This is a genomic window from Streptococcus sp. Marseille-Q5855 (assembly GCF_946901985.1).
In the GTDB taxonomy this organism is placed as follows: Bacteria; Bacillota; Bacilli; order Lactobacillales; family Streptococcaceae; genus Streptococcus.
This window is the reverse complement of sequence record NZ_CAMPPR010000001.1, coordinates 168,956-191,190: the sequence shown is the minus strand read 5'-3', so window position 1 is coordinate 191,190 and position 22,235 is coordinate 168,956. Positions and strand designations below refer to the sequence as shown.

Below are 22,235 nucleotides of genomic sequence, written 5' to 3'. Positions count from 1 at the left end.
TCTTTCTAATCTTAAACACCACGTTGGTTATCGTAGAGGAGGGTATGGAGTTGAGGAAGGACGCGGACATTGCCCCAGCTATCGTCGGCAGCGATGCGTTCCCAGAGTTCTTTGAGGCGGTCCAGTTGGTCTTGGACAATATTGCCTCTAGTCTTGGGTTCAGGATTTCCTGCTGATAAAAAGAGAACATCTGGTTGGTAGCGTTCTTGTATTCCTCTGGCAAAGGCCAAATCTGCATCGTCAAAGACAGGGATTTTAAAGGTGACCTTATCTGGATCCAGTTGGGAAACGATAAAGTCCAAGGTCTCAAAGTTGACTTCCATCTTGGATGAAGGAGGTTTGGGGCTCAGAGTGACCTGGTCAATATCTTTTAACCAATTTTGCCAGCGAGAACCTTGAGTCTCGACAGCAAGGGTGACACCGCGTTCCTTGAGTTTGGTGACGAGTTCGGCCATGTTAGCTGCTAGGATAGCAGGATTTCCCCCAGATAGGGTTACATAGTCGTAGCTCCCCAATTTATCCAAGGCAGCAATGACCTCATCAGCTGTCATACGAGTCGGTTTTTCAGAGCCATCCCATGTAAAGGCAGAATCGCACCAGTCGCAGTGGTAGTCGCAACCTGCAGTGCGGACAAACATGGTTTTCTGCCCGATAGCACGGCCTTCGCCTTGAAAGGTTGGACCAAAAATTTCCAGAACTGGTAGTTTGAGGACACGTTCCCTAGTCATCTAACCACTCCCGTCTAAACTCCGCAAAGGCAGTCGGAGTCTCATAGAGGCGAACGTATTCCAAATGGAGACCGCGCTCGTCTGGCAACTCTTGGTTCATGGTTTGGAAAATCCAGTAAACCATATTTTCAGCAGTCGTGTTCATATAGGGCAGGGTTTCATTGAGATAGCGATGATCCAAGTGGGGCTCTAAGTAGTTCTTGTAGATGGCTTTGATGTCTCCAAAATCGTAGGTCATACCCCGTTCATCTAAAAATCCACTGACAGCAATCTGCAGATGATAGGTGTGGCCGTGCAGGGATTTGCATTTTCCCTCATAGTGAAAGAGGTGGTGGGCAGCATCAAAGGTAAATTCTTTTGATACCAAGGTTCTGTGAGGATTGTAGACAAGAGACTCCCCGGTTTCCTGTTTGATTTCTTTGGGTGCAAAAAACATTAGGCCTCTCCTTTCTGTGAGAGATAAACATCCAGACCATGTTGACGTAGGTGGCAGGCTGGGCAATCTCCACAGCCACTTCCGATAATCCCGTTGTAGCAGGTTAAGGTCTTTTCACGAACATAGTCAAAGGCACCGAGTTGGTCGGCTAATTCCCAAGTTTCAGCCTTGTCTAGCCACATGAGAGGTGTTTGGATAACAAAGTCGTAATCCATAGCAAGGTTGAGGGTAACATTGAGAGATTTGATAAAGACATCCCGACAATCGGGGTAGCCTGAGAAGTCTGTCTCGCAGACACCTGTCACGATGTCTGTAATGCCTCGTTGCTTAGCAAGGACTGCCGCAAAGGACAGAAAGAGGTGGTTGCGACCGTCAACGAAGGTATTGGGAACCTCACCCTCTTTTTGTTCGATTTCCAAATCAGAGGTCAAGGCATTCTCAGTGATTTGCCCCAGCAGAGACATATCTAGGATATGATGACGAATCCCTTGTTCCTTAGCGATTTCTCTAGCGACTTGAATTTCGAGATGATGGCGTTGGCCGTAGGCAAAGGTAACGGCTTCGACTGTTTCATAGTGTTCTTTAGCCCAAAAGAGGCAGGTTGTAGAATCTTGACCGCCACTAAAGACGACCAAGGCAGATTGACGTTTCATAGTACTCCTTCCAAAATGGGAAATGTTCAGAGCACGCAAAAAGCTCCCATGAGGGAGCTAAAAAATACCAAGTCAAGGTTTTTTTTAGCGATGGCGTGTCCCAAACATCGTAATATTCTATCTACAGTCTAGCATATTTTTTGAAAAATGGCAAAGGGCAAGAAAAAAGAGACCAAAGAAAGTACTTGGTCTCTAGTGCGATTAGCTCAATTCAGCAACGATGGCCTTGATTTGTTCTGCTGTGTGAACACCAGCAACTTGTTTGACAACTTGGCCGTCTTTTTTGAAGAGAAGAGTTGGGATAGACATGATTCCAAAAGCACGAGCTGTGTTTGGATTTTCATCAACGTCCATTTTAACGATTTTCAAGACATCTTCTGAAAGTTCTTCAGACAATTTATCCAAGATTGGACCTTGCATACGACATGGACCACACCAAGTTGCCCAGAAGTCTACCAAGACCAAACCGTCTTTTGTTTCTTGTTCGAATGTTGCATCTGTAATTGCTTTTGCCATTGTATTTCTCCTTTTTTAGTTATATTGGCTTAAATCTTGTTTCTTGAGATAGAAGAAGATGTCTCCATAAGTCCCATGGTAGTCCAAATCATGACCCTTATAAGTCAATTTTTGGACAGGGTAGTAGTCTGCGACGCCGATAAGGCAAGCTTGCTGCGAACGATCAAAGTCTTCATAAGACTCGAAAGTCACAGTTCTTTCGTTCTTGCTGGCATCTAAATAGGTGATTTCAATCATGTTTAAAACTCCTTTGTTTAATGATGACTTTATTTTACTCCTTGTAGAAGAGAATGTCAAGAAAAATGATTGCGCACGCAACTTTTTTCTAAAATCATCTCAAATCAAGAAATCCAAACCAGTTTCCAAGCTTGCTTCGACAGCCTTTTGTAGCGAGGTCAGTGTCTTTTGCCCATCACTTGTCAGGCAGATAAAACTAGAGCGTCTATCTTGATGGCAACACATGCGACTGAGCAGACCGCAATTTTTAGCTTCCAAACGAGCCACCATCCGAGAAACAGCGCTCGGGCTCAGATGAAGCTTATCTGGCAGGTCAATCTGGCGTAGAGATTTTTCTTCAGCCAAGTCCAGATAGTAGAGCAGGTAAAACTCTTTCAAGGTCAGACTTTGCTCGCTCTTCTGGGCAATGGTCTCTTCCAAGAGACTTTCAATTTCTTTCTGACGCCGATTGAAGTCAAACCATTTTTCCAAATAGGTCATAGTATCTCCTTTCTTTTTAGAGTTGTAAATAGAAGAAAGTCCATTTACGGACAGTCTCTGCATCACAAGATGATTGTGCATGCAATAATTATACTACTTTTCAAAAGAGCTAGCAAGTTCTGTTTTTTAGTGGTTTTCTTTTTTACTGTCCATATTTTTGGTAAAAATCAACTTTTACTTGGATGAAGGTTTTGGCTTCACGTAGGAGTTGAAGAAGGGTGGCACGGGTTTCAAATTCGTCTCTTGTCTTGGGCAGACTGCGGTTCCGGAAGACTTCCAGATAGCGTTCAATTTCATCTAGCAAATCAGAAGCAGGATTGGTCTGGCTTAGTTGACTAGCAATTTTTGAAAAGAGTTGGGCCAAAATCAGGCTTTCACTGGCAGCTAGGTGACAGGTGTTGATTTGGTGGGCCATATTTCGCAGGATACGACTTTGTCGCTGTCTCATCTCAAAGTAGTGGATATGGTAGTCGGTTTGGTGAAAGAGGTGGTCAGAGTGATCCAAATAGACCAGTCTGAGTGCTTCTTCTAAAAGCGTGTCTAATTCTTCCACCAGCTGTGCTCGGTTGCGTCCATCCCCTCTGGATAAATAATATTTGAAGCGCTGGAGGATATCTTTTAGCTTTTCTTCTACCAGCGTGTGGTAGTGCTGGATTTCCTCTTCTCGTGAAGGCATGTAGAGATTGACCAGTAAGGCAAATCCTGTACCGATAGCAAAGAGAAGGAATTCATTGACTAGAAGGTCTGGAGAGGTTGACTCTTGAATCAAGAGATGGCTAACCAAAACCGTGCTTGGTGTGATACCAATTTCCCAGCCCATCTTGTAGGCTAGGGGCACATAAAGGGCTAGGTAGAGGCCAAGGCTCCAGATATGAAATCCGCTCAAGTGAAAAGCCAAAACCCCGATAACCAGAGCCAGAAGCATGGAAAAGAGCCGATTGCGGGCCAGTTTTAAGGTACTTCTACGCGTATCAGATAGGCTCAAGAGAGCGATAATTCCGGCCGAAACTGCTGAGGAAAGATTGAGAAAATAAGCAAGCAGGCAGGCAAGGCAGGTAGCTAAGATGAGCTTGGTCGTACGTTGGCTAATAGACATAAAAATTTCCTGATAATACTCAATGAAAATCAAAGAGCAAACTAGGAAGCTAGCCGTAGGCAGTACTTGAGTACGGCAAGGCGAAGCTGACGTGGTTTGAATTTGATTTTCGAAGAGTATAAGTTAGAATAAAAGAGCAAAAGACAAAACCTGAGCAGGCTTGCCTTTATGAGTTATTTTTTACGGGCTGCTGCGTATTCGGCAACGGCGGTAAAGAGGACATCTGTAGAAGAGTTAAGGGCTGTTTCACATGAGTCTTGGATGACCCCAATCACAAAACCAACTCCGACAACTTGCATGGCAATATCGTTAGAAATACCGAAAAGACTACAAGCAACTGGGATAAGAAGGAGGGAACCTCCGGCAATACCTGAAGCACCACAGGCTGAGATAGCTGCTACTACACTGAGGACAAAGGCTGTCGCAAAGTCAACAGGGATTCCAAGAGTATTAACTGCAGCAAGGGTCAAAACGTTAATGGTAATCGCTGCCCCTGCCATGTTGATAGTAGAACCAAGTGGGATAGAAACAGAATAGGTATCTGGGTTGAGTCCAAGGTCATGGCAGAGTTTCATGTTGACAGGAATGTTAGCCGCAGAACTACGAGTGAAAAAGGCTGTCACACCGCTGACACGAAGGCAGTTCCAAACTAGAGGGTAAGGATTGCGTCTCATAAAGAAGAAGGCAATCAAAGGGTTGACCACAAGGGCAACAAAAAGCATAGTCGTTACTAATAGAACCAATAAAATACCGTAGTTGGCAAGGCTTCCGATTCCCTTGTCAGAAATGGTTTTAAAAACAAGACCAAGGATACCAAATGGGGCTAGGTTAATGATCCATTCGACAATTTTAGAAGTCACGTCAGCGATAGTTTTTAGTAATTCTTTACTATTTTTACTGGCTTCTCTCATGGCAATCCCGAAAACAACTGCCCAAGATAGGATACCGATGTAGTTGGCAGTAATGAGGGCATTGACTGGATTGTCAACCAGTTTGAGCAAGAGGTTGCTGAGGACCTGCCCAATCCCATCTGGTGGTGCAATTTCAGTATTGGCACTATTTAGGGTAATTTCAACAGGTACGATGAAACTTGCTAGTACAGCGATAAGAGCAGCAGCGAAAGTCCCTAGGATATACAAGAAAATAACAGTTTTCATATTGCTATCTTGCCCCTTTTGATGTTGGGAAAGGGCATTGGCAACGAGGGCAAAGACTAGGATAGGAGCAACAGCTTTTAGACCTCCGACGAATAAATCCCCGAGTAGACCAATTCCTGAGAGATTAGGAAGGGTCAGTCCTAGGATTCCCCCACAAAGCATACCAATCAAGATACGCTTGACAAGGCTTGCCTTATTCCAAGCATGAATGATTCTTTTCATAATAATCTCCTTTTTATGTAGTGATTATGATTATAGTATAAATGATAGACAAAATCAAGAATTTTCTGTCTATTTTTTGAATATTTATGGAGAATGAGACTGATGAAAATATGGTATAATGAAATAAAGGAGTTTTATATGCAAAAATTTATTCAAGCTTATATTGAAAAGCTAGATGTGACAACCATTATCGAGAATATTCTAACCAAGGTCATTTCTCTTTTACTGCTTTTGATTGTATTTTATATTGCTAAAAAAATGCTTCATACTATGGTTCAGAGAATTGTCAAACCTTCTCTAAAAATGTCTCATCATGATGTCGGGCGCCAAAAGACTATTGCGCGTTTACTAGAAAATGTGTTTAATTATACGCTATATTTCTTTTTACTTTACTGCATTTTGTCGATTTTAGGCTTACCTGTATCTAGTTTGTTGGCTGGAGCTGGGATTGCTGGGGTGGCCATTGGGATGGGAGCCCAAGGTTTTCTGTCTGATGTCATTAATGGCTTTTTCATCCTCTTTGAACGTCAACTGGATGTGGGAGATGAGGTCGTTCTGACAAATGGTCCTATTACTGTATCGGGCAAGGTCGTCAGCGTGGGAATTCGTACGACCCAGCTTCGTAGTGAGGAGCAAGCCCTTCACTTTGTCCCTAACCGAAATATCACAGTTGTTAGCAATTTCTCACGCACAGACTAGACCTGTTATTTTAAGTAATTTGTGGTACAATAGAAAGAGTTTAATTTTAATAAAGGAGAAAAGATGGTTTTAGAAAAGCAGTTGGGCAATGGTTGTACCTGGATAGACCTTGATGTGGATAAGATTAAAAATATGGAAGATCTTTCTGACATCTATGGATTGGACAAGGAAACCATTGAGTATGCTCTGGATAGAAATGAACGAGCTCATATGGATTATAACCGTGAAACGGAGACGGTAACCTTTATTTATAATGTTCTTGATTTAGAAAAAGACAAAGAATATTATGAAGCGATTCCGATGACCTTTATCGTTGAAAAACAACGAATGATTACCATCAGCAACCATAAGAATGCTTATGTCATTGATCAGATGTCAGCTTATCTGGATAGCCATGAGTCGCTTTCTATTTACAAGTTTCTCTTTTCTGGTTTAGAGATTATCAGTAACGCTTATTATCCTGTCATTGAAGAGATGGATAAAAGTAAGGACGAAATTAGTGCCTTGCTACGTCAAACTACAACAAAGAAAAATCTCTTCGCCCTCTCTGACTTGGAGACTGGTATGGTTTACTTGACAGCAGCAGCAAAACAAAATCGACTCCTCTTGGAACATATCCAGGGCCATGCTCTTTATCGGAGATTTAATGATGTCGAACGAGAGCAGTTTGATGATGCCATGATTGAAGCCCATCAGTTGGTGTCTATGACAGACTTGATTTCTCAAGTCTTGCAACAACTCTCAGCTTCTTACAACAACATCCTAAACAATAACTTGAATGATAGTTTGTCAATTTTGACTATTATCTCCGTCTTACTAGCAGTACTTGCGGTTATTACAGGTTTCTTCGGAATGAATGTTCCTCTACCATTTACAGAAGAGCCAAATGCTTGGATTTATATCTTAATGGCTAGCTTGATTTTATGGGCAGCCTTATCTCAATGGATGAAGAAAATTACTAGAAAATAAAAGAGAAGGAGCCAGAATGGCGATTGAAAATTACATGCCAGATTTTGCTGTGGAAGCAGTTTATGATCTGACAGTCCCAAGCCTGCAGGCGCAGGGAATCAAGGCTGTTTTGGTCGATTTGGACAATACTCTCATTGCTTGGAACAATCCTGATGGTACGCCAGAGATGAAACAATGGCTACATGACCTTCGGGACGTGGGTATTCGCATCATTGTGGTATCAAATAACACCAAAAAACGGGTCCAACGTGCAGTTGAGAAGTTTGGGATTGATTACGTTTATTGGGCTCTGAAGCCCTTCACATTTGGAATTGACCGTGCCATGAAGGAATTCCACTATGAGAAAAGTGAAGTGGTCATGGTTGGCGACCAGCTCATGACAGATATACGAGCAGCTCACCGTGCTGGCATTCGCTCGATTTTAGTCAAACCCTTGGTCCAACATGACTCGATTAAAACGCAGATTAACCGAGCTCGTGAGCGTCGTGTCATGCGAAAAATCACTGAAAAGTACGGACCGATTACATATAAAAAAGGAATTTAACTATGGAAGAAATTCTCTGTATTGGTTGTGGAGCAACCATTCAGACGACAGACAAGTCTGGTCTTGGTTTTACCCCCCAGTCGGCACTTGAAAAAGGTTTGGAGATTGGCGAAGTCTATTGCCAACGCTGTTTCCGTCTCCGTCATTACAATGAAATCACGGATGTCCAGTTGACAGACGATGATTTCCTCAAGCTCTTGCACGAGGTGGGAGACAGCGATGCCTTAGTGGTCAATGTCATTGATATCTTTGATTTTAATGGCTCTGTCATCCCAGGCTTGCCACGCTTTGTATCGGGCAATGATGTCCTCTTGGTGGGAAATAAAAAAGATATCTTGCCCAAGTCTGTTAAACCAGGCAAGATTAGCCAGTGGCTCATGGAACGTGCCCACGAAGAAGGTCTTCGTCCAGTCGATGTCGTCCTAACTTCAGCCCAAAACAAACATGCCATTAAGGAAGTCATTGACAAGATTGAACACTACCGTAAGGGCCGCGATGTCTATGTGGTCGGTGTGACAAACGTTGGAAAATCAACTCTAATCAATGCCATCATCCAAGAAATCACGGGTAACCAGAATGTCATCACGACTTCACGCTTCCCAGGGACAACCTTGGACAAGATTGAGATTCCTCTTGACGACGGATCTTATATCTACGATACGCCGGGAATCATCCACCGTCACCAGATGGCCCACTACTTGACGGCTAAAAACCTCAAGTATGTCAGCCCTAAAAAGGAAATCAAACCTAAAACCTATCAGCTCAATCCTGAACAAACCCTATTTCTAGGTGGTCTCGGACGATTTGATTTCATTGCGGGAGAAAAGCAAGGTTTCACAGCCTTCTTTGACAATGAATTAAAACTCCATCGTACCAAGTTAGAAGGTGCTAGTGCCTTTTACGATAAGCACGTCGGAAGCCTTTTGACACCACCAAATAGCAAGGAAAAAGAAGATTTTCCAAAATTGGTCCAACATGTCTTTAATATCAAGGAAAAGACAGACCTAGTCATCTCAGGCCTAGGCTGGATCCGCGTAACAGGCACCGCCAAAGTCGCCGTCTGGGCACCAGAAGGCGTTGCCGTCGTCACACGAAAAGCAATAATTTAAAACAAAATCACTGAGCGAACAAAGTGAGCTCATAAAAAGATAGTTATTGCCGTGGTGTTTTGCCAATCTGTAGATTGGCAAGGGGCATAATTGAGACCAAGGCTCAATTGTGAGGTCAGGAAATCCATTTTTCAAAGATGAGATCTTTGGAAAATTAGTTCCGACCGTCCCTCACCACCTAAAATAACTATCAAAAAACAAGGAAGAAAATTATGTCATTAACATCAAAACAACGTGCCTTCCTCAACAGTCAGGCACACACCCTCAAACCCATCATCCAAATCGGGAAAAATGGACTCAACGACCAAATCAAAACCAGCGTCCGTCAGGCTCTTGATGCCCGTGAATTGATCAAGGTTACTCTTTTGCAAAACACCGATGAAAATATCCACGAAGTAGCTGAAATTTTGGAAGAAGAAATCGGTGTGGATACAGTCCAAAAAATCGGACGCATCTTGATTTTGTTTAAACAATCCAGCAAGAAAGAGAATCGCAAGATTTCTAAAAAAGTCAAAGAAATTTGACCCCCATACTCCAAACAACTGTTTTTTACAGAGAAATAAAGGAGACTAGCCTATGGCAATCGAATTATTGACTCCCTTTACTAAGATAGAGTTGGAGCCAGAAATCAAGGAGAAAAAACGCAAACAAGTTGGGATTTTAGGGGGGAATTTTAACCCTGTTCACAATGCCCATCTTATTGTTGCGGATCAAGTACGCCAGCAGTTGGGATTGGACCAGGTTCTGCTCATGCCTGAATACCAACCTCCTCATGTAGATAAAAAGGAAACCATCCCTGAACACCATCGTCTCAAGATGCTTGAGTTGGCGATTGAGGGGATTGAAGGACTAGCCATTGAAACCATTGAGTTGGAGCGCAAGGGCATTTCTTACACCTACGACACCATGAAGCTTCTAACTGAGAAGAATCCAGATACAGATTATTATTTTATCATCGGTGCCGACATGGTGGACTATCTGCCCAAGTGGTACCGAATTGATGAACTGGTAGATATGGTTCAGTTTGTGGGAGTTCAGCGCCCACGCTACAAGGCAGGGACTTCCTATCCAGTTATCTGGGTGGATGTACCTCTCATGGATATCTCATCCAGCATGGTGCGTGACTTCCTTGCCCAAGGACGGAAACCCAACTTTCTCCTACCTCAGCCAGTGCTAGACTATATCGAGAAGGAGGGGCTTTACTGATGGCCTATCAAGACCATATCAACTGCTCTCGTGAGGCTTTGTTGGAAAAAATGGCAGAGCTTCTACCTGAGAAACGTCTAACCCATTGTCTAGGTGTGGAGCGTGCCGCTATGGAATTAGCTCAGCGATTTGGAGTCGATACCGAGAAAGCAGGTCTAGCAGGCCTTCTTCATGACTATGCTAAGAAGTTGTCAGATCAGGAATTTCTGGATTTGATTGACCGTTATCAGCTAGACCCTGACCTCAAAAACTGGGGCAATAATGTCTGGCATGGTATGGTCGGAATTTACAAGATTCAAGAAGACTTGGATTTGCATGATTCTGAAATTATACGAGCCATTGAAATCCATACAGTTGGGGCTGGTCAGATGACAGATCTTGATAAGGTCATCTACGTCGCAGACTATATCGAGCACAATCGAGCCTTTCCTGGAGTAAATGTGGCGCGTGAGATTGCAAGTCTATCGCTTGATAAGGCAGTGGCCTATGAAACATCTCGTACCGTAGAGCATCTAGCTCATCAGGGATTCCCCATCTATCCCCAAACTCTTGAAACCTATAACGCCTTTGTGTACTATTTGAAAGAGGACTAAATGAACGAAAAAGAATTACTAGAACTAGTCGTGAAAGCGGCTGATGAGAAACGTGCGGAGGATATCCTCGCACTTGATGTACAAGATTTGACTAGCGTGACGGATTACTTTGTTATTACTAGTTCAATGAATAGCCGTCAGTTGGATGCTATCGCTGACAATATCCGTGAAAAAGTAGCGGAAGCTGGTTTTAAAGGCAGCCATATCGAAGGCGATGCAGCTGGGGGATGGGTCTTGCTAGACCTCGGTGCTGTCGTTGTGCATATCTTCTCAGAAGAAATGCGTGCCCACTATAACCTAGAAAAACTATGGCATGAGGCAAATTCAGTAGATATTTCAGAAGCTCTTGCTTAGAAGATGAACTTAGTTGTAGTCAACTGGGTTTCTTTGCTTATTTTAGAAAATTGGATAGAAAGGTGAGGGCGAGTGGTGTTTGCCATGTAGGCTCTTGGTATCATGATTATGGCAACTTATGAAACTTTTGCGGCGGTCTATGATGCGGTCATGGATGACAGTTTATACGACAAATGGACTGATTTTTCGCTGCGTCATTTGCCAAAAACTAAGGAGAGAAAGAAACTCTTGGAATTGGCTTGTGGAACAGGTATCCAGTCTGTTCGCTTTTCTCAAGCTGGTTTTGATGTGACTGGGCTTGATTTGAGTGCGGATATGTTGAAGATTGCTGAGAAGAGAGCTTCTTCAGCCAAACAAAAGATTGATTTTATGGAAGGCAATATGCTGGATTTGTCTAAGGCAGGTCAATACGACTTTGTCACGTGTTACTCAGACTCAATCTGCTACATGCAGGATGAGGTGGAAGTAGGGGACGTCTTTAAGGAAGTGTATAATGCCCTCAACGAAGACGGAGTTTTCATCTTTGATGTGCATTCGACTTACCAGACGGATGAGGTTTTTCCAGGCTATTCCTACCATGAAAATGCGGAAGATTTCGCTATGCTTTGGGACACCTATGAGGACGCGGCGCCTCACTCCATCGTGCATGAGCTGACTTTCTTTGTCAAGGAGGCTGACGGCTCCTTTAGTCGTCACGATGAGGTGCATGAGGAGCGGACCTATGAAGTCTTGACCTATGATATTTTGCTGGAACAGGCTGGATTTAAGTCTTTCAAACTCTATGCAGACTTTGAGGACAAGGAGCCGACAGAGACAAGTACCCGTTGGTTTTTTGTCGCGCAGAAGTAGGAGATCACTATGACCATCACAGGTATTATCGCGGAGTTTAATCCTTTTCATAATGGGCATAAATACCTGCTGGATCAGGCTGAGGGACTGAAAATCGTAGCCATGTCTGGAAATTTCATGCAACGTGGAGAGCCTGCTATCGTTGACAAGTGGACACGGGCCCAGATGGCACTGGAAAATGGAGCGGATCTGGTAGTGGAATTGCCCTTTTTAGTCAGTGTTCAGGCTGCGGATTTCTTCGGTCAAGGAGCTGTGGATATCTTGGCTCGGTTGGGCATTGATACTTTAGCTTTTGGGACAGAGGAAGTTCTGGATTACCAGAAAATCGCTGACTTATACACAGAGCAAGCTACTGAGATGGAGAAATTTGTGGAAAATCTGCCAGATGCCCTCTCCTATCCACAGAAAACCCAAGCCATGTGGCAGGAATTTGCAGGTCTTGATTTTTCAGGCAATACGCCTAATCATGTCCTTGCTCTGGCCTATGCCAAGGCAGTTGCAGGACGTAAAATCAAACTGCATCCAATTCAGCGTCAGGGGGCAGGTTATCATTCTGTGGACAAGGATGTGGACTTTGCCTCGGCAACAGCCCTCCGTCAGCACCAGAAGGACCAAGATTTCTTAGAACGCTTTATGCCTTCTGTTACCCTTTTTGAGCAGGCCAGTAAGGTGAACTGGGAAGACTATTTTCCCTTGCTCCATTATCAAATCTTGTCCAATCCAGACCTAACCACTATCTATCAGGTCAATCAAGAAATGGCAGTGCGCATCAAGGAAGCTATCAAAAAAGCTCAGTCTGTTGACGAATTGGTCGAGGCGGTTGCGACCAAACGCTACACCAAGGCGCGTGTCAGACGCCTCTTGACCTATATCTTGGTGCAGGCTAGAGAAAATGACTTGCCAGAATCCATTCATGTCCTTGGCTTTACTGAAAAAGGCAGGCAACACCTCAAGTCCTTGAAGGGACAGGTCAATCTAGTCAGCCGAATTGGCAGAGAACCTTGGGATGCTATGACCCAAAAAGCAGACCAGATTTACCAACTAGGAAATCCAAGTATAGCAGACCAGAATTTTGGAAGAGTGCCGATAAGAATAGAAACAAACTAAGTCTACTGAAAGGTGGACTTTTTGAGATTTTTTACGAATAAATAGATAGAAAAGAAAATCTTGTACAAGTTCCTGACAAATTCTTTCTTTTCGTGTATAATAGTGGAAAAGAGGTAAAACGAGGTATGGTTATGGAAGCAGTTCTTTACTCAACATTCCGAAATCATTTAAAAGACTACATGAAAAAGGTAAATGATGAATTTGAGCCTTTGACGGTGGTCAATAAAAATCCAAACGAGGACATTGTAGTTCTTTCAAAGAGCGAATGGGACAGTATTCAGGAAACCTTGAGAATCACTCAAAATAAGGAGTTATCAGATAAGGTTTTGCGAGGAATGGCTCAAGTCCGTGCTGGAAGTACTCAGATCCATGTTATTGAGGAGTAAGAAATGCTGCTCAAGTTTACAGAAGATGCCTGGGCAGATTATTGCTACTGGCAAACTCAGGACAAGAAAACGTTAAAAAGAATCAATAAACTAATCAAGGATATTCAACGTGATCCCTTTACAGAAATAGGTAAGCCAGAACCACTCAAGTATGACTACCAAGGAGCCTGGTCACGTCGTATCGACGCAGAAAATCGCTTGATTTATATGATGGATGGGGATAGCGTGGCTTTCTTGTCTTTCAAAGATCATTACTAAGTCTACTGTGAAGTAGGCTTTTTCTCAAATCTTTACTAAACTAGGATTTCTAAGAAATAGAGATTACGCTAATAAATTAAAGGTAATTAAACTCCAATTTCCCCAAAACATATTCTATTTTAGGTTTGTGAAAATCACTTTTTTATGGTAGAATGTAAAAGAATGTATGTCATTCGGAATAACAATAAAATGAGGTAAAAACATGGAAATCATGTCGCTTGCGATTGCTGTTTTTGCCGTCATCATTGGTTTAGTCATTGGATATGTCAGCATCTCAGCTAAGATGAAATCATCTCAGGAAGCTGCAGAGTTGATGCTTTTAAATGCTGAACAAGAAGCAACTAATTTACGTGGACAAGCTGAGCGTGAAGCAGATTTACTTGTTAATGAAGCCAAGCGTGAAAGCAAGTCTCTTAAAAAAGAAGCACTATTGGAGGCCAAAGAAGAAGCCAGAAAATACCGTGAAGAAGTGGACGCTGAATTCAAATCAGAACGTCAAGAACTCAAACAAATCGAAAGTCGTTTGACAGAGAGAGCTACTAGCCTCGACCGTAAGGACGACAATTTGACGAGTAAAGAACAAACACTTGAACAAAAAGAACAAAGTATTTCTGATAGAGCGAAAAACCTTGATGCGCGTGAAGAGCAATTAGAGGAAGTCGAAAGACAAAAAGAAGCAGAGTTAGAGCGTATTGGTGCCCTGTCTCAGGCAGAAGCACGAGATATTATCTTGGCTCAGACAGAGGAAAACTTGACCAAGGAGATTGCTAGCCGTATTCGCGAAGCTGAGCAAGAGGTTAAGGAACGTTCTGACAAAATGGCCAAGGACATCCTGGTTCAAGCTATGCAACGTATCGCTGGTGAATATGTAGCGGAGTCAACAAACTCAACGGTTCATCTGCCAGACGATACTATGAAGGGACGCATTATTGGTCGTGAAGGTCGTAACATTCGTACCTTTGAAAGTTTGACAGGGGTTGATGTCATTATCGACGATACACCGGAAGTGGTAACCTTGTCAGGATTTGACCCGATTCGTCGTGAGATTGCCCGTATGACTATGGAAATGTTGCTCAAAGATGGTCGTATCCACCCAGCTCGTATCGAAGAGTTGGTTGAGAAAAACCGTCAAGAGATTGACAATAAGATCCGTGAATACGGTGAGGCAGCGGCCTATGAGATTGGTGCGCCAAACCTTCATCCAGACTTGATGAAGATTATGGGACGTTTGCAGTTCCGTACTTCTTATGGACAAAATGTCTTGCGTCATTCGATTGAGGTTGCTAAGTTGGCTGGTATCATGGCGAGCGAACTTGGTGAAAATGCGGCTCTTGCCCGTCGTGCTGGATTCCTTCACGATATCGGGAAAGCCATTGACCGCGAGGTTGAAGGTAGCCACGTTGAAATCGGTATGGAATTGGCCCGTAAGTACAAGGAACACCCAGTTGTAGTGAATACGATTGCTAGTCACCACGGCGATGTAGAACCTGAAAGCGTCATTGCAGTGATCGTTGCTGCGGCAGATGCCTTGAGTGCAGCCCGTCCAGGTGCTCGTAGTGAGTCTCTTGAAAGCTACATCAAGCGTCTTCATGATTTGGAAGAAATTGCTAACGGCTTTGAAGGGGTACAAACTAGCTTTGCCCTTCAAGCAGGTCGTGAAATCCGCATCATGGTCAATCCAGGACAAATCAAGGACGACAAAGTCACAATCTTGGCTCATAAAGTTCGTGAGAAAATTGAAAACAATCTCGATTACCCAGGAAATATCAAGGTAACCGTGATTCGCGAGCTTCGTGCAGTAGATTATGCTAAATAATAAAAAACTGAGGTCAGTGCAATCTGACTTCAGTTTTTTTGAATAAATTATTTGAAAATAATTCGTTATATTATCGAGGTGAAATCTCAATTGGGGATATATAGATTAAATCTTGAGTAGAGTTATAATTTCCGATTTTTGCTTTTATATGTATATTCTGCCCTATCTTAATATCGTCACCATTAAATGAATTAAATATAGGGTTTGATATTATAGTAATTTGAGGAATTTTGAAATTAGGACCTGAAGCTTCATCAGGATGATAATCTCCAGAATGTATGAGAACATCATACTTTGATTTTAATTTGGATAGATAGGCAATATTTCCATCGAATTCAATAGTTTGATTTTTATGTTTTTTAACAAAATCTATTATTGTGTTTGAATCTTCAGTCTGCAATAGTGCTTTAAATTCCTCATTATTTTCAGTCGTGATTACAGCTGATTGAGCTGGACTTGTTGATGAGTATTCGGTAGAACTTGATGAGGTACTAGTTGAACTAGAGGAAATAGATGTAGAACTTTGTGATGTAGATGATGCCTCATTTGTTTTTTCGACGGATTTTTCCACAATGGAACTAGTTTCTGTAGATGTAGAAGTAGGAACAGAAGTTGACTTATCTGAGTTTCCTCCAAATAGAACCAACAGAAGAATAATAAATATTACAGCAACACCAATTAAATATGGAATTAGTTTTTTTACCTTTAATTCCAGTGGGCTTAATGGTGTAATTTCAACCTCAGCTTCTTTTTCAAAAAAACCAAATACTCCAGCATTTCCTTCTTCAATAATATTGATTTTAACCTCATTTTTTTTGAGATTGAGTTCATACAAGCCATTTTCAATAGCTTCATCGATATTTTTTCCTTTATAAATTGGCATAAATCTCTCCTTTTATATTAGTAGTTTCATTATCTCTTAAATGGAATAAAAAGGCAAGTCTTTTTTAAGGGGGCTACCTTGTATAAATCATAGATTATCATAGATTATGCTAAATAAATAAGAAAGAGCAGTTGAAAAATTACTGCTTTTTTGTTACACTAGATAGAAAGACTGTAAAGGATAATCTGGCTTTTGCCATTATTCTAGAGAAATGTTATTTCACAGACTGACTAAAAGGAGACACAATGGCAGACCGAGGCTTACTAATCGTTTTTTCTGGTCCTTCAGGGGTTGGAAAAGGAACGGTTAGAAGAGAGATTTTTGAGAGTTCTGAAAACCAATTTCAATACTCTGTATCGATGACGACACGTGCACAACGTCCTGGAGAAGTGGACGGTGTTGACTATTTCTTCCGTACTCGTGAAGAGTTTGAAGAGCTGATTCGTCAAGGACAGATGTTGGAATACGCAGAATATGTCGGCAACTACTATGGAACTCCTCTGACCTATGTCAATGAAACCTTGGACAAGGGAATCGATGTTTTCCTTGAAATTGAAGTTCAAGGTGCTCTTCAGGTCAAGAAAAAGGTTCCAGATGCTGTCTTTATCTTCCTAACACCACCAGATTTGGATGAATTGCAAGATCGTTTGGTAGGACGTGGAACAGACAGTGCAGAAGTAATTGCCCAACGAATCGAAAAAGCCAAGGAAGAAATTGCTCTTATGCGTGAGTATGATTATGCGATTGTCAACGATCAGGTGCCCCTAGCTGCTGAGCGTGTCAAACGTGTGATCGAAGCAGAGCACTTCCGTGTGGATCGTGTCATTGGTCACTATCAGGAGATGTTACCGAAATCTCCAACTACCCGATAAAATTTAGAAAATAGGTACAAGCAAATGATGTTAAAACCCTCTATTGATACCTTGCTTGACAAGGTTCCTTCAAAATATTCACTCGTAATCTTGGAAGCAAAGCGTGCCCACGAATTGGAAGCAGGTGCGCCAGCAACTCAAGGTTTCAAGTCTGAAAAATCAACTCTTCGCGCTTTAGAAGAAATCGAATCAGGAAACGTTACAATTCACCCAGATCCAGAAGGAAAACGTGAAGCAGTGCGTCGCCGTATCGAAGAAGAAAAACGCCGCAAAGAAGAAGAAGAAAAGAAAATCAAAGAGCAAATTGCTAAAGAAAAAGAAGATGGTGAAAAAATTTAAGGTTGGGGGGACTCAATCTTATTTTTTCTATTGCAAGAATGTACTGACAAGGAGGAGGTGAGAAGATGGCTATAGCCAAGATTATTGTAGATGTGCCCTTGATGCAGACGGACCAGCCCTATAGTTATAGGATTCCTGAGGAATTTGAGGGAATGCTAGAAGTTGGGATGCGGGTTCATGTGCCTTTTGGTAAGGGTAATCGCCTGATTCAAGGGATTGTGCTTGGTTTGGAATCCCAATCAGATGAAGAAGAGATTGAGCAAGATTTAAAAGATATTGCCGAGGTACTGGATTTTTCTCCTGTTCTCACGCAAGAACAACTCTGGCTGGCTGAGGAGTTACGCAAATCTGTCTTCTCCTACAAAATCTCTATCCTAAAGGCTATGTTACCAGGATTTCTGAACTCCAGCTATGACAAGATTCTCTATCCTCTGGCAGGCCTAAGTCAGGAAGACCGAGAGCGCTTGTTTGGTTCAGAAGATTCGCTAGCCTTTTCTTCTCTAGATTTAGCTAAGCAAGCTGAAATGATGCGTTTGACTAGAAAAGGCTTGCTTGGTCTAGAATATCAGGCGATTGATCAAAAGAAGGTCAAGACCCAGTCTTGGTATGAGGTGAATCTTGCTCAATTAGAAGATGTAGAGATTTCTACACGTGCTAAGAAAAAGTTGGAACTGAGAGACTATTTACTGTCTCATCCTGAGAGTGCTTCCTTGGCTAGTTTGCTAGAGTTCTATTCACGGGAGCAAGTCAACTTCTTTGTGGAACAAGGTGCTGTGACCATAGTCCAAAAGGAAGTTCAACGCTCGGCTGCTTATTTTGAAGGCATTGAAGCAAGTCAGCCTTTGGAATTGAATCCAGAGCAAAGACAGGCGCGTGATGCGGTTGTGAGTGCTATTGGCAGTCATCAGCCTCCCTTCCTCCTTCAAGGGATTACAGGAAGTGGGAAGACCGAGGTTTACTTACAAATAATCCAAGGAGCTTTGGATAAGGGGAAAACAGCCATCTTGTTAGTGCCTGAGATTTCCTTGACTCCACAGATGACGGAGCGTTTTATTGCTCGTTTTGGTGAGAAAGTGGCCATTCTTCACTCAGGCTTATCCAATGGTGAAAAGTATGATGAATGGCGCAAGGTCGAGCGTGGAGACGCTCAAGTTGTTGTTGGTGCCAGATCGGCCATCTTTGCTCCGCTGAAAAATCTAGGTGTTATGATTATCGATGAGGAGCACGAAGCGACTTATAAGCAAGACAGTAATCCCCGCTACCATGCTAGAGATGTGGCTCTTTTACGTGCCCAGTACAATCAAGCTGCCTTGGTCCTTGGGTCTGCAACACCAAGTCTGGAAAGCCGTGCGCGAGCTGGCAAAGGCGTCTATCAACACTTACGTCTGACCCAACGGGCCAATCCTTTGGCTACAATCCCTGAGGTTCAAGTGATTGACTTTCGAGACTATATCGGACAAAATGAGACGTCAAACTTTACACCTCCCTTGCTAGAAGCCATCCAAGACCGTCTGGCTAAAAAAGAGCAGGTGGTTCTCATGCTCAATCGCCGTGGTTATTCTAGCTTTGTCATGTGTCGGGAGTGTGGGACGGTGGATACTTGTCCCAACTGTGATATTTCTCTAACATTGCACATGGATACCAAGACCATGAACTGCCATTATTGTGCTTTTTCGAAAGACATTCCTCAAGCCTGTCCTAACTGTAAGAGCCGTAGCATTCGTTACTACGGGACGGGAACTCAGAAGGCTTATGACGAGCTAGCAGAACTCTTTCCGCAGGCCCGTATTTTGCGCATGGATGTGGATACAACGCGTAAGAAAGGCAGTCACCAAGCTCTGCTTGACCAGTTTGGTCGAGGGGAAGCAGATATTTTACTAGGAACTCAGATGATTGCTAAGGGATTGGATTTTCCCAATGTGACTCTAGTCGGAGTTCTAAATGCGGATACGGCCTTAAATCTGCCTGATTTCCGTTCTTCTGAGAGAACCTTCCAGCTCTTGACTCAGGTGGCAGGTCGAGCAGGTCGGGCTGAAAAAGCTGGTCAGGTTTTGATCCAGTCTTACAATCCGCAGCACTACGCTATTCGATTTGCAAAAGACCAGGACTACGAAGGCTTTTACGCTTATGAAATGGGAATCAGACGGCAACTTGGTTATCCACCTTACTATTTCACCATTGGCATTACCCTTTCTCACAAGAAAGAAGAAGAGGTGGTCAAACGTGCCTATGAAGTTATGAACATTTTGCGCTCAGGCCTGTCTGAAATCAGTAACATCCTTGGGCCAACGCCCAAACCGATTGCTCGTACCCACAACCTCTATCATTACCAGATTTTAATTAAATACCGTTTAGAAGATAAGCTGGGGCCGACTCTAAATCAGGTTCTGGCCCTGACTCAAGAACGGGAAAATAGTGAGCTCCGTCTCAGCATTGACCATGAGCCACAGCAATTTTTATAAGAAGGAGAAGATATGACAAAATTAATCTTTATGGGGACCCCCGACTTTTCAGCAACAGTTTTAAAAGGGCTTTTGACAGATGATCGTTACGAAATTCTAGCCGTTGTGACCCAGCCAGACCGTGCTGTTGGTCGTAAAAAAGTGATTCAGGAAACCCCAGTTAAACAAGCTGCCAAAGAGGCAGGACTTCCTATCTACCAACCTGAAAAATTATCTGGAAGTCCAGAGATGGAAACTATTATGCAGCTAGGAGCAGATGGAATTGTGACTGCTGCTTTTGGGCAGTTTCTCCCAAGTAAGCTCCTTGATAGTATGGACTTTGCTGTCAACGTTCACGCTTCTCTTCTTCCAAAACACCGTGGTGGTGCGCCTATCCATTATGCCTTGATTCAAGGGGATGAGGAAGCTGGTGTGACCATTATGGAAATGGTTAAGGAAATGGATGCAGGGGATATGATTTCTCGTCGTAGCATTCCGATCACAGATGAGGACAATGTCGGTACCTTGTTTGAGAAATTGGCGCTAGTTGGTCGCGATTTGCTTTTGGATACTTTGCCTGCCTACATTGCTGGGGAAATCAAACCAGAACCGCAGGATCCAAGTCAGGTTACCTTCTCGCCAAATATCAAACCCGAGGAAGAAAAGTTGGATTGGAATAAAAGCAATCGTCAACTCTTTAACCAAATCCGAGGCATGAACCCCTGGCCTATTGCTCATACTTTCCTTAAGGGCGACCGCTTTAAGATTTATGAAGCTCTACCAGTAGAAGGTCAGGGAAATCCAGGAGAAATCCTCTCTATCGGCAAGAAAGAATTGATTGTCGCAACGGCAGAAGGAGCTCTATCCCTCAAGCAAGTGCAGCCAGCTGGTAAGCCTAAGATGGATATTGCTTCCTTCCTCAATGGAGTTGGACGCACATTGACAGTAGGAGAACGATTTGGTGACTAAAGTAGAAACGGCTAGAAGTTTAGCCCTAGCAGTGCTAGAGGATGTTTTTATCAACCAAGCATACTCAAATATTGCCCTAAATAAGCATCTAAAGGGAAGTCAACTTTCGGCAACAGACAAGGGTTTGGTGACCGAGCTAGTCTATGGAACGGTAGCCCGTAAACTGACTCTGGAATGGTACCTATCCCACTTTATCGAGGACAGAGATCAGTTAGACAGCTGGCTTTATGTCCTGCTTCTCATGAGTGCCTACCAGCTCCGCTATTTGGACAAAATTCCAGATCATGCTGTGGTCAACGAAGCAGTGGAATTGGCCAAAATCCGTAAAAAAGGCAGTGAAAAATTGGTCAACGCCCTCCTTCGCCGTATCTTGCGTGAAGGCTGGCCAGATATTGCTAGCATCAAGCGAAAAAACAAGCGTGATTCCATTGCCTATTCTCTCCCAGTTTGGCTAGTTGCCAAGCTCAAAGAAGAATACGGCGAAGAGCGAGCGCAATCTATTTTTGAAAGTCTTTTGGTGCGCAACAAGGCCAGTATTCGTGTGACTGATTTAAGCAGAAAAGAGGAAATCCAAGCCTTGTTGGAGGCGAATAATTCCCTTTTAGCAACCACTGGTCTGGTTAAGGAGCAAGGGCATTTTGCAGGCCATGATTTGTTTGCGGAGGGAGCTATTACCATTCAAGACGAGTCTAGTCAGCTGGTTGCTCCGACGCTTGATTTACAAGGTGATGAGCGAGTGCTTGATGCCTGTGCGGCTCCGGGTGGGAAAACAGCCCATATAGCCTCTTATCTTACGACAGGTCAGGTTACTGCTCTGGATTTATATGACCATAAGTTGGACTTAATCCAAGAAAATGCCCAACGTCTGGGAGTTGCAGATCGGGTTCAAACGCAAAAATTAGATGCCAGAAAGGTGCATGAGTTTTTTAGTCAAAATTCCTTTGATAAGATTTTAGTGGATGCTCCCTGTTCAGGAATCGGTCTTTTACGCCGAAAACCAGATATCAAATACAATAAAGAAACGGCAGATTTCGCGTCCTTAAAGGAAATTCAGCTAGAAATATTAGGTAGTGTTTGTCAAACACTAGGCAAAGGTGGTATAATAACTTATAGTACCTGTACTATTGTCTCAGAGGAGAATTTTCAAGTCGTTGAGGCGTTTTTAGAAAGTCATCCTGAGTTCGAGCAGGTAAGACTAGAACATGAATGTAAGGATATCATGAAAGACGGCTGTATCCTCATTACACCTGAATTGTATGGAAGTGATGGATTCTTTATCAGTCAATTTCGCAAGATATCTAATTAGGAAGGAACTG

At 43.0% G+C, this 22,235-nt stretch carries 27 protein-coding genes; 18 read left to right on the top strand and 9 right to left on the bottom strand.

The window, feature by feature from the left end:
• Nucleotides 1-11: 11 nt before the first annotated feature.
• From queE to sstT, 8 genes are all read right to left on the bottom strand, one after another.
• Complete coding sequence (gene queE / locus OC529_RS00925; RefSeq protein ID WP_173277561.1) at nucleotides 12-728, bottom strand: 7-carboxy-7-deazaguanine synthase QueE; 717 nt, start codon at nucleotides 726-728, stop codon at nucleotides 12-14.
• Nucleotides 721-1,164: a 6-carboxytetrahydropterin synthase QueD gene (gene queD, locus OC529_RS00920; RefSeq protein WP_112443852.1), complete on the bottom strand. Its 444-nt coding sequence runs from the start codon at nucleotides 1,162-1,164 to the stop codon at nucleotides 721-723. The genes queE and queD overlap by 8 nt, the downstream gene beginning before the upstream one ends.
• Nucleotides 1,164-1,817 carry a 7-cyano-7-deazaguanine synthase QueC gene (gene queC, locus OC529_RS00915; RefSeq protein ID WP_112443853.1) on the bottom strand — a complete coding sequence of 218 codons (654 nt, stop codon included), beginning with the start codon at nucleotides 1,815-1,817 and terminating at the stop codon, nucleotides 1,164-1,166. The genes queD and queC overlap by 1 nt, the downstream gene beginning before the upstream one ends.
• A 201-nt stretch (nucleotides 1,818-2,018) precedes the next feature.
• On the bottom strand, nucleotides 2,019-2,333 hold the full coding sequence (gene trxA / locus OC529_RS00910; protein WP_001029581.1) for a thioredoxin: 315 nt from the start codon (nucleotides 2,331-2,333) through the stop codon (nucleotides 2,019-2,021).
• A gap of 15 nt (nucleotides 2,334-2,348) precedes the next feature.
• Nucleotides 2,349-2,570, bottom strand: a complete 222-nt coding sequence (locus tag OC529_RS00905; protein ID WP_000570253.1) for a DUF4649 family protein — start codon at nucleotides 2,568-2,570, stop codon at nucleotides 2,349-2,351.
• A gap of 99 nt (nucleotides 2,571-2,669) precedes the next feature.
• A complete protein-coding gene (locus OC529_RS00900) occupies nucleotides 2,670-3,050 on the bottom strand; it encodes a MarR family winged helix-turn-helix transcriptional regulator (RefSeq protein ID WP_112443854.1) in 381 nt (126 codons plus the stop codon).
• 142 nt (nucleotides 3,051-3,192) lie between these two features.
• Complete coding sequence (locus OC529_RS00895; RefSeq protein ID WP_262081280.1) at nucleotides 3,193-4,146, bottom strand: aromatic acid exporter family protein; 954 nt, start codon at nucleotides 4,144-4,146, stop codon at nucleotides 3,193-3,195.
• A gap of 173 nt (nucleotides 4,147-4,319) precedes the next feature.
• Nucleotides 4,320-5,525, bottom strand: coding sequence for a serine/threonine transporter SstT (gene sstT / locus OC529_RS00890; RefSeq protein ID WP_262081279.1), 1,206 nt, complete (start codon nucleotides 5,523-5,525; stop codon nucleotides 4,320-4,322).
• Nucleotides 5,526-5,663: 138 nt separating this feature from the next.
• On the opposite strand from sstT, the gene OC529_RS00885 reads away from it, so the two are divergent.
• The 13 genes from OC529_RS00885 to OC529_RS00825 all read left to right on the top strand — a co-directional run bounded on the left by OC529_RS00885 (nucleotide 5,664) and on the right by OC529_RS00825 (nucleotide 15,415).
• The gene (locus OC529_RS00885) at nucleotides 5,664-6,224 is read left to right on the top strand and encodes a mechanosensitive ion channel family protein (RefSeq protein ID WP_172922536.1); all 561 of its coding nucleotides are present in this window, start codon (nucleotides 5,664-5,666) and stop codon (nucleotides 6,222-6,224) included.
• Between the two features lie 63 nt (nucleotides 6,225-6,287).
• On the top strand, nucleotides 6,288-7,193 hold the full coding sequence (locus OC529_RS00880) for a magnesium transporter CorA family protein (protein ID WP_112443856.1): 906 nt from the start codon (nucleotides 6,288-6,290) through the stop codon (nucleotides 7,191-7,193).
• A 16-nt stretch (nucleotides 7,194-7,209) separates the two neighbouring features.
• Nucleotides 7,210-7,737 (top strand): YqeG family HAD IIIA-type phosphatase, encoded by a 528-nt coding sequence (locus OC529_RS00875; RefSeq protein ID WP_112443857.1) that lies wholly within the window; start codon nucleotides 7,210-7,212, stop codon nucleotides 7,735-7,737.
• A gap of 2 nt (nucleotides 7,738-7,739) precedes the next feature.
• On the top strand, nucleotides 7,740-8,846 hold the full coding sequence (gene yqeH, locus OC529_RS00870) for a ribosome biogenesis GTPase YqeH (RefSeq protein WP_112443858.1): 1,107 nt from the start codon (nucleotides 7,740-7,742) through the stop codon (nucleotides 8,844-8,846).
• A 212-nt stretch (nucleotides 8,847-9,058) separates the two neighbouring features.
• The gene (gene yhbY / locus OC529_RS00865) at nucleotides 9,059-9,370 is read left to right on the top strand and encodes a ribosome assembly RNA-binding protein YhbY (protein ID WP_000060169.1); all 312 of its coding nucleotides are present in this window, start codon (nucleotides 9,059-9,061) and stop codon (nucleotides 9,368-9,370) included.
• Nucleotides 9,371-9,422: 52 nt separating this feature from the next.
• Nucleotides 9,423-10,052 carry a nicotinate-nucleotide adenylyltransferase gene (locus tag OC529_RS00860; protein ID WP_112443859.1) on the top strand — a complete coding sequence of 210 codons (630 nt, stop codon included), beginning with the start codon at nucleotides 9,423-9,425 and terminating at the stop codon, nucleotides 10,050-10,052.
• Nucleotides 10,052-10,645, top strand: a complete 594-nt coding sequence (yqeK, locus tag OC529_RS00855) for a bis(5'-nucleosyl)-tetraphosphatase (symmetrical) YqeK (protein ID WP_112443860.1) — start codon at nucleotides 10,052-10,054, stop codon at nucleotides 10,643-10,645. Before OC529_RS00860 ends, yqeK begins: the two co-directional genes overlap by 1 nt.
• Nucleotides 10,646-10,999: a ribosome silencing factor gene (gene rsfS, locus OC529_RS00850; RefSeq protein ID WP_112443861.1), complete on the top strand. Its 354-nt coding sequence runs from the start codon at nucleotides 10,646-10,648 to the stop codon at nucleotides 10,997-10,999.
• A 108-nt stretch (nucleotides 11,000-11,107) separates the two neighbouring features.
• Nucleotides 11,108-11,848 (top strand): class I SAM-dependent DNA methyltransferase, encoded by a 741-nt coding sequence (locus OC529_RS00845; RefSeq protein WP_306416186.1) that lies wholly within the window; start codon nucleotides 11,108-11,110, stop codon nucleotides 11,846-11,848.
• A gap of 9 nt (nucleotides 11,849-11,857) precedes the next feature.
• Complete coding sequence (locus OC529_RS00840; protein WP_112443863.1) at nucleotides 11,858-12,955, top strand: nucleotidyltransferase; 1,098 nt, start codon at nucleotides 11,858-11,860, stop codon at nucleotides 12,953-12,955.
• A 131-nt stretch (nucleotides 12,956-13,086) separates the two neighbouring features.
• Entirely contained in the window at nucleotides 13,087-13,341 is a 255-nt protein-coding gene (locus OC529_RS00835) for a type II toxin-antitoxin system Phd/YefM family antitoxin (RefSeq protein WP_218764345.1), read from the top strand.
• Between the two features lie 3 nt (nucleotides 13,342-13,344).
• Nucleotides 13,345-13,599: a Txe/YoeB family addiction module toxin gene (locus OC529_RS00830; RefSeq protein WP_218764346.1), complete on the top strand. Its 255-nt coding sequence runs from the start codon at nucleotides 13,345-13,347 to the stop codon at nucleotides 13,597-13,599.
• Nucleotides 13,600-13,801: 202 nt separating this feature from the next.
• Nucleotides 13,802-15,415, top strand: a complete 1,614-nt coding sequence (locus OC529_RS00825) for a ribonuclease Y (RefSeq protein ID WP_049511849.1) — start codon at nucleotides 13,802-13,804, stop codon at nucleotides 15,413-15,415.
• A gap of 70 nt (nucleotides 15,416-15,485) precedes the next feature.
• On the opposite strand, the gene OC529_RS00820 is transcribed toward OC529_RS00825, so the two are convergent.
• Nucleotides 15,486-16,298 (bottom strand): DUF4839 domain-containing protein, encoded by an 813-nt coding sequence (locus tag OC529_RS00820; RefSeq protein WP_173233167.1) that lies wholly within the window; start codon nucleotides 16,296-16,298, stop codon nucleotides 15,486-15,488.
• Between the two features lie 245 nt (nucleotides 16,299-16,543).
• Here OC529_RS00820 and gmk point away from each other — a divergent pair, with 245 nt between their 5' ends.
• The 5 genes from gmk (at nucleotide 16,544) to rsmB (ending at nucleotide 22,225) form a co-directional block, all read left to right on the top strand.
• On the top strand, nucleotides 16,544-17,170 hold the full coding sequence (gene gmk, locus OC529_RS00815; RefSeq protein WP_000775041.1) for a guanylate kinase: 627 nt from the start codon (nucleotides 16,544-16,546) through the stop codon (nucleotides 17,168-17,170).
• 24 nt (nucleotides 17,171-17,194) lie between these two features.
• Entirely contained in the window at nucleotides 17,195-17,509 is a 315-nt protein-coding gene (gene rpoZ / locus OC529_RS00810; protein WP_000979235.1) for a DNA-directed RNA polymerase subunit omega, read from the top strand.
• 65 nt (nucleotides 17,510-17,574) lie between these two features.
• Nucleotides 17,575-19,971 carry a primosomal protein N' gene (locus tag OC529_RS00805; RefSeq protein WP_262081278.1) on the top strand — a complete coding sequence of 799 codons (2,397 nt, stop codon included), beginning with the start codon at nucleotides 17,575-17,577 and terminating at the stop codon, nucleotides 19,969-19,971.
• Between the two features lie 12 nt (nucleotides 19,972-19,983).
• Nucleotides 19,984-20,919, top strand: a complete 936-nt coding sequence (gene fmt / locus OC529_RS00800) for a methionyl-tRNA formyltransferase (protein WP_112443866.1) — start codon at nucleotides 19,984-19,986, stop codon at nucleotides 20,917-20,919.
• Nucleotides 20,912-22,225 (top strand): 16S rRNA (cytosine(967)-C(5))-methyltransferase RsmB, encoded by a 1,314-nt coding sequence (gene rsmB / locus OC529_RS00795; RefSeq protein WP_200832351.1) that lies wholly within the window; start codon nucleotides 20,912-20,914, stop codon nucleotides 22,223-22,225. Before fmt ends, rsmB begins: the two co-directional genes overlap by 8 nt.
• Nucleotides 22,226-22,235: the final 10 nt, after the last annotated feature.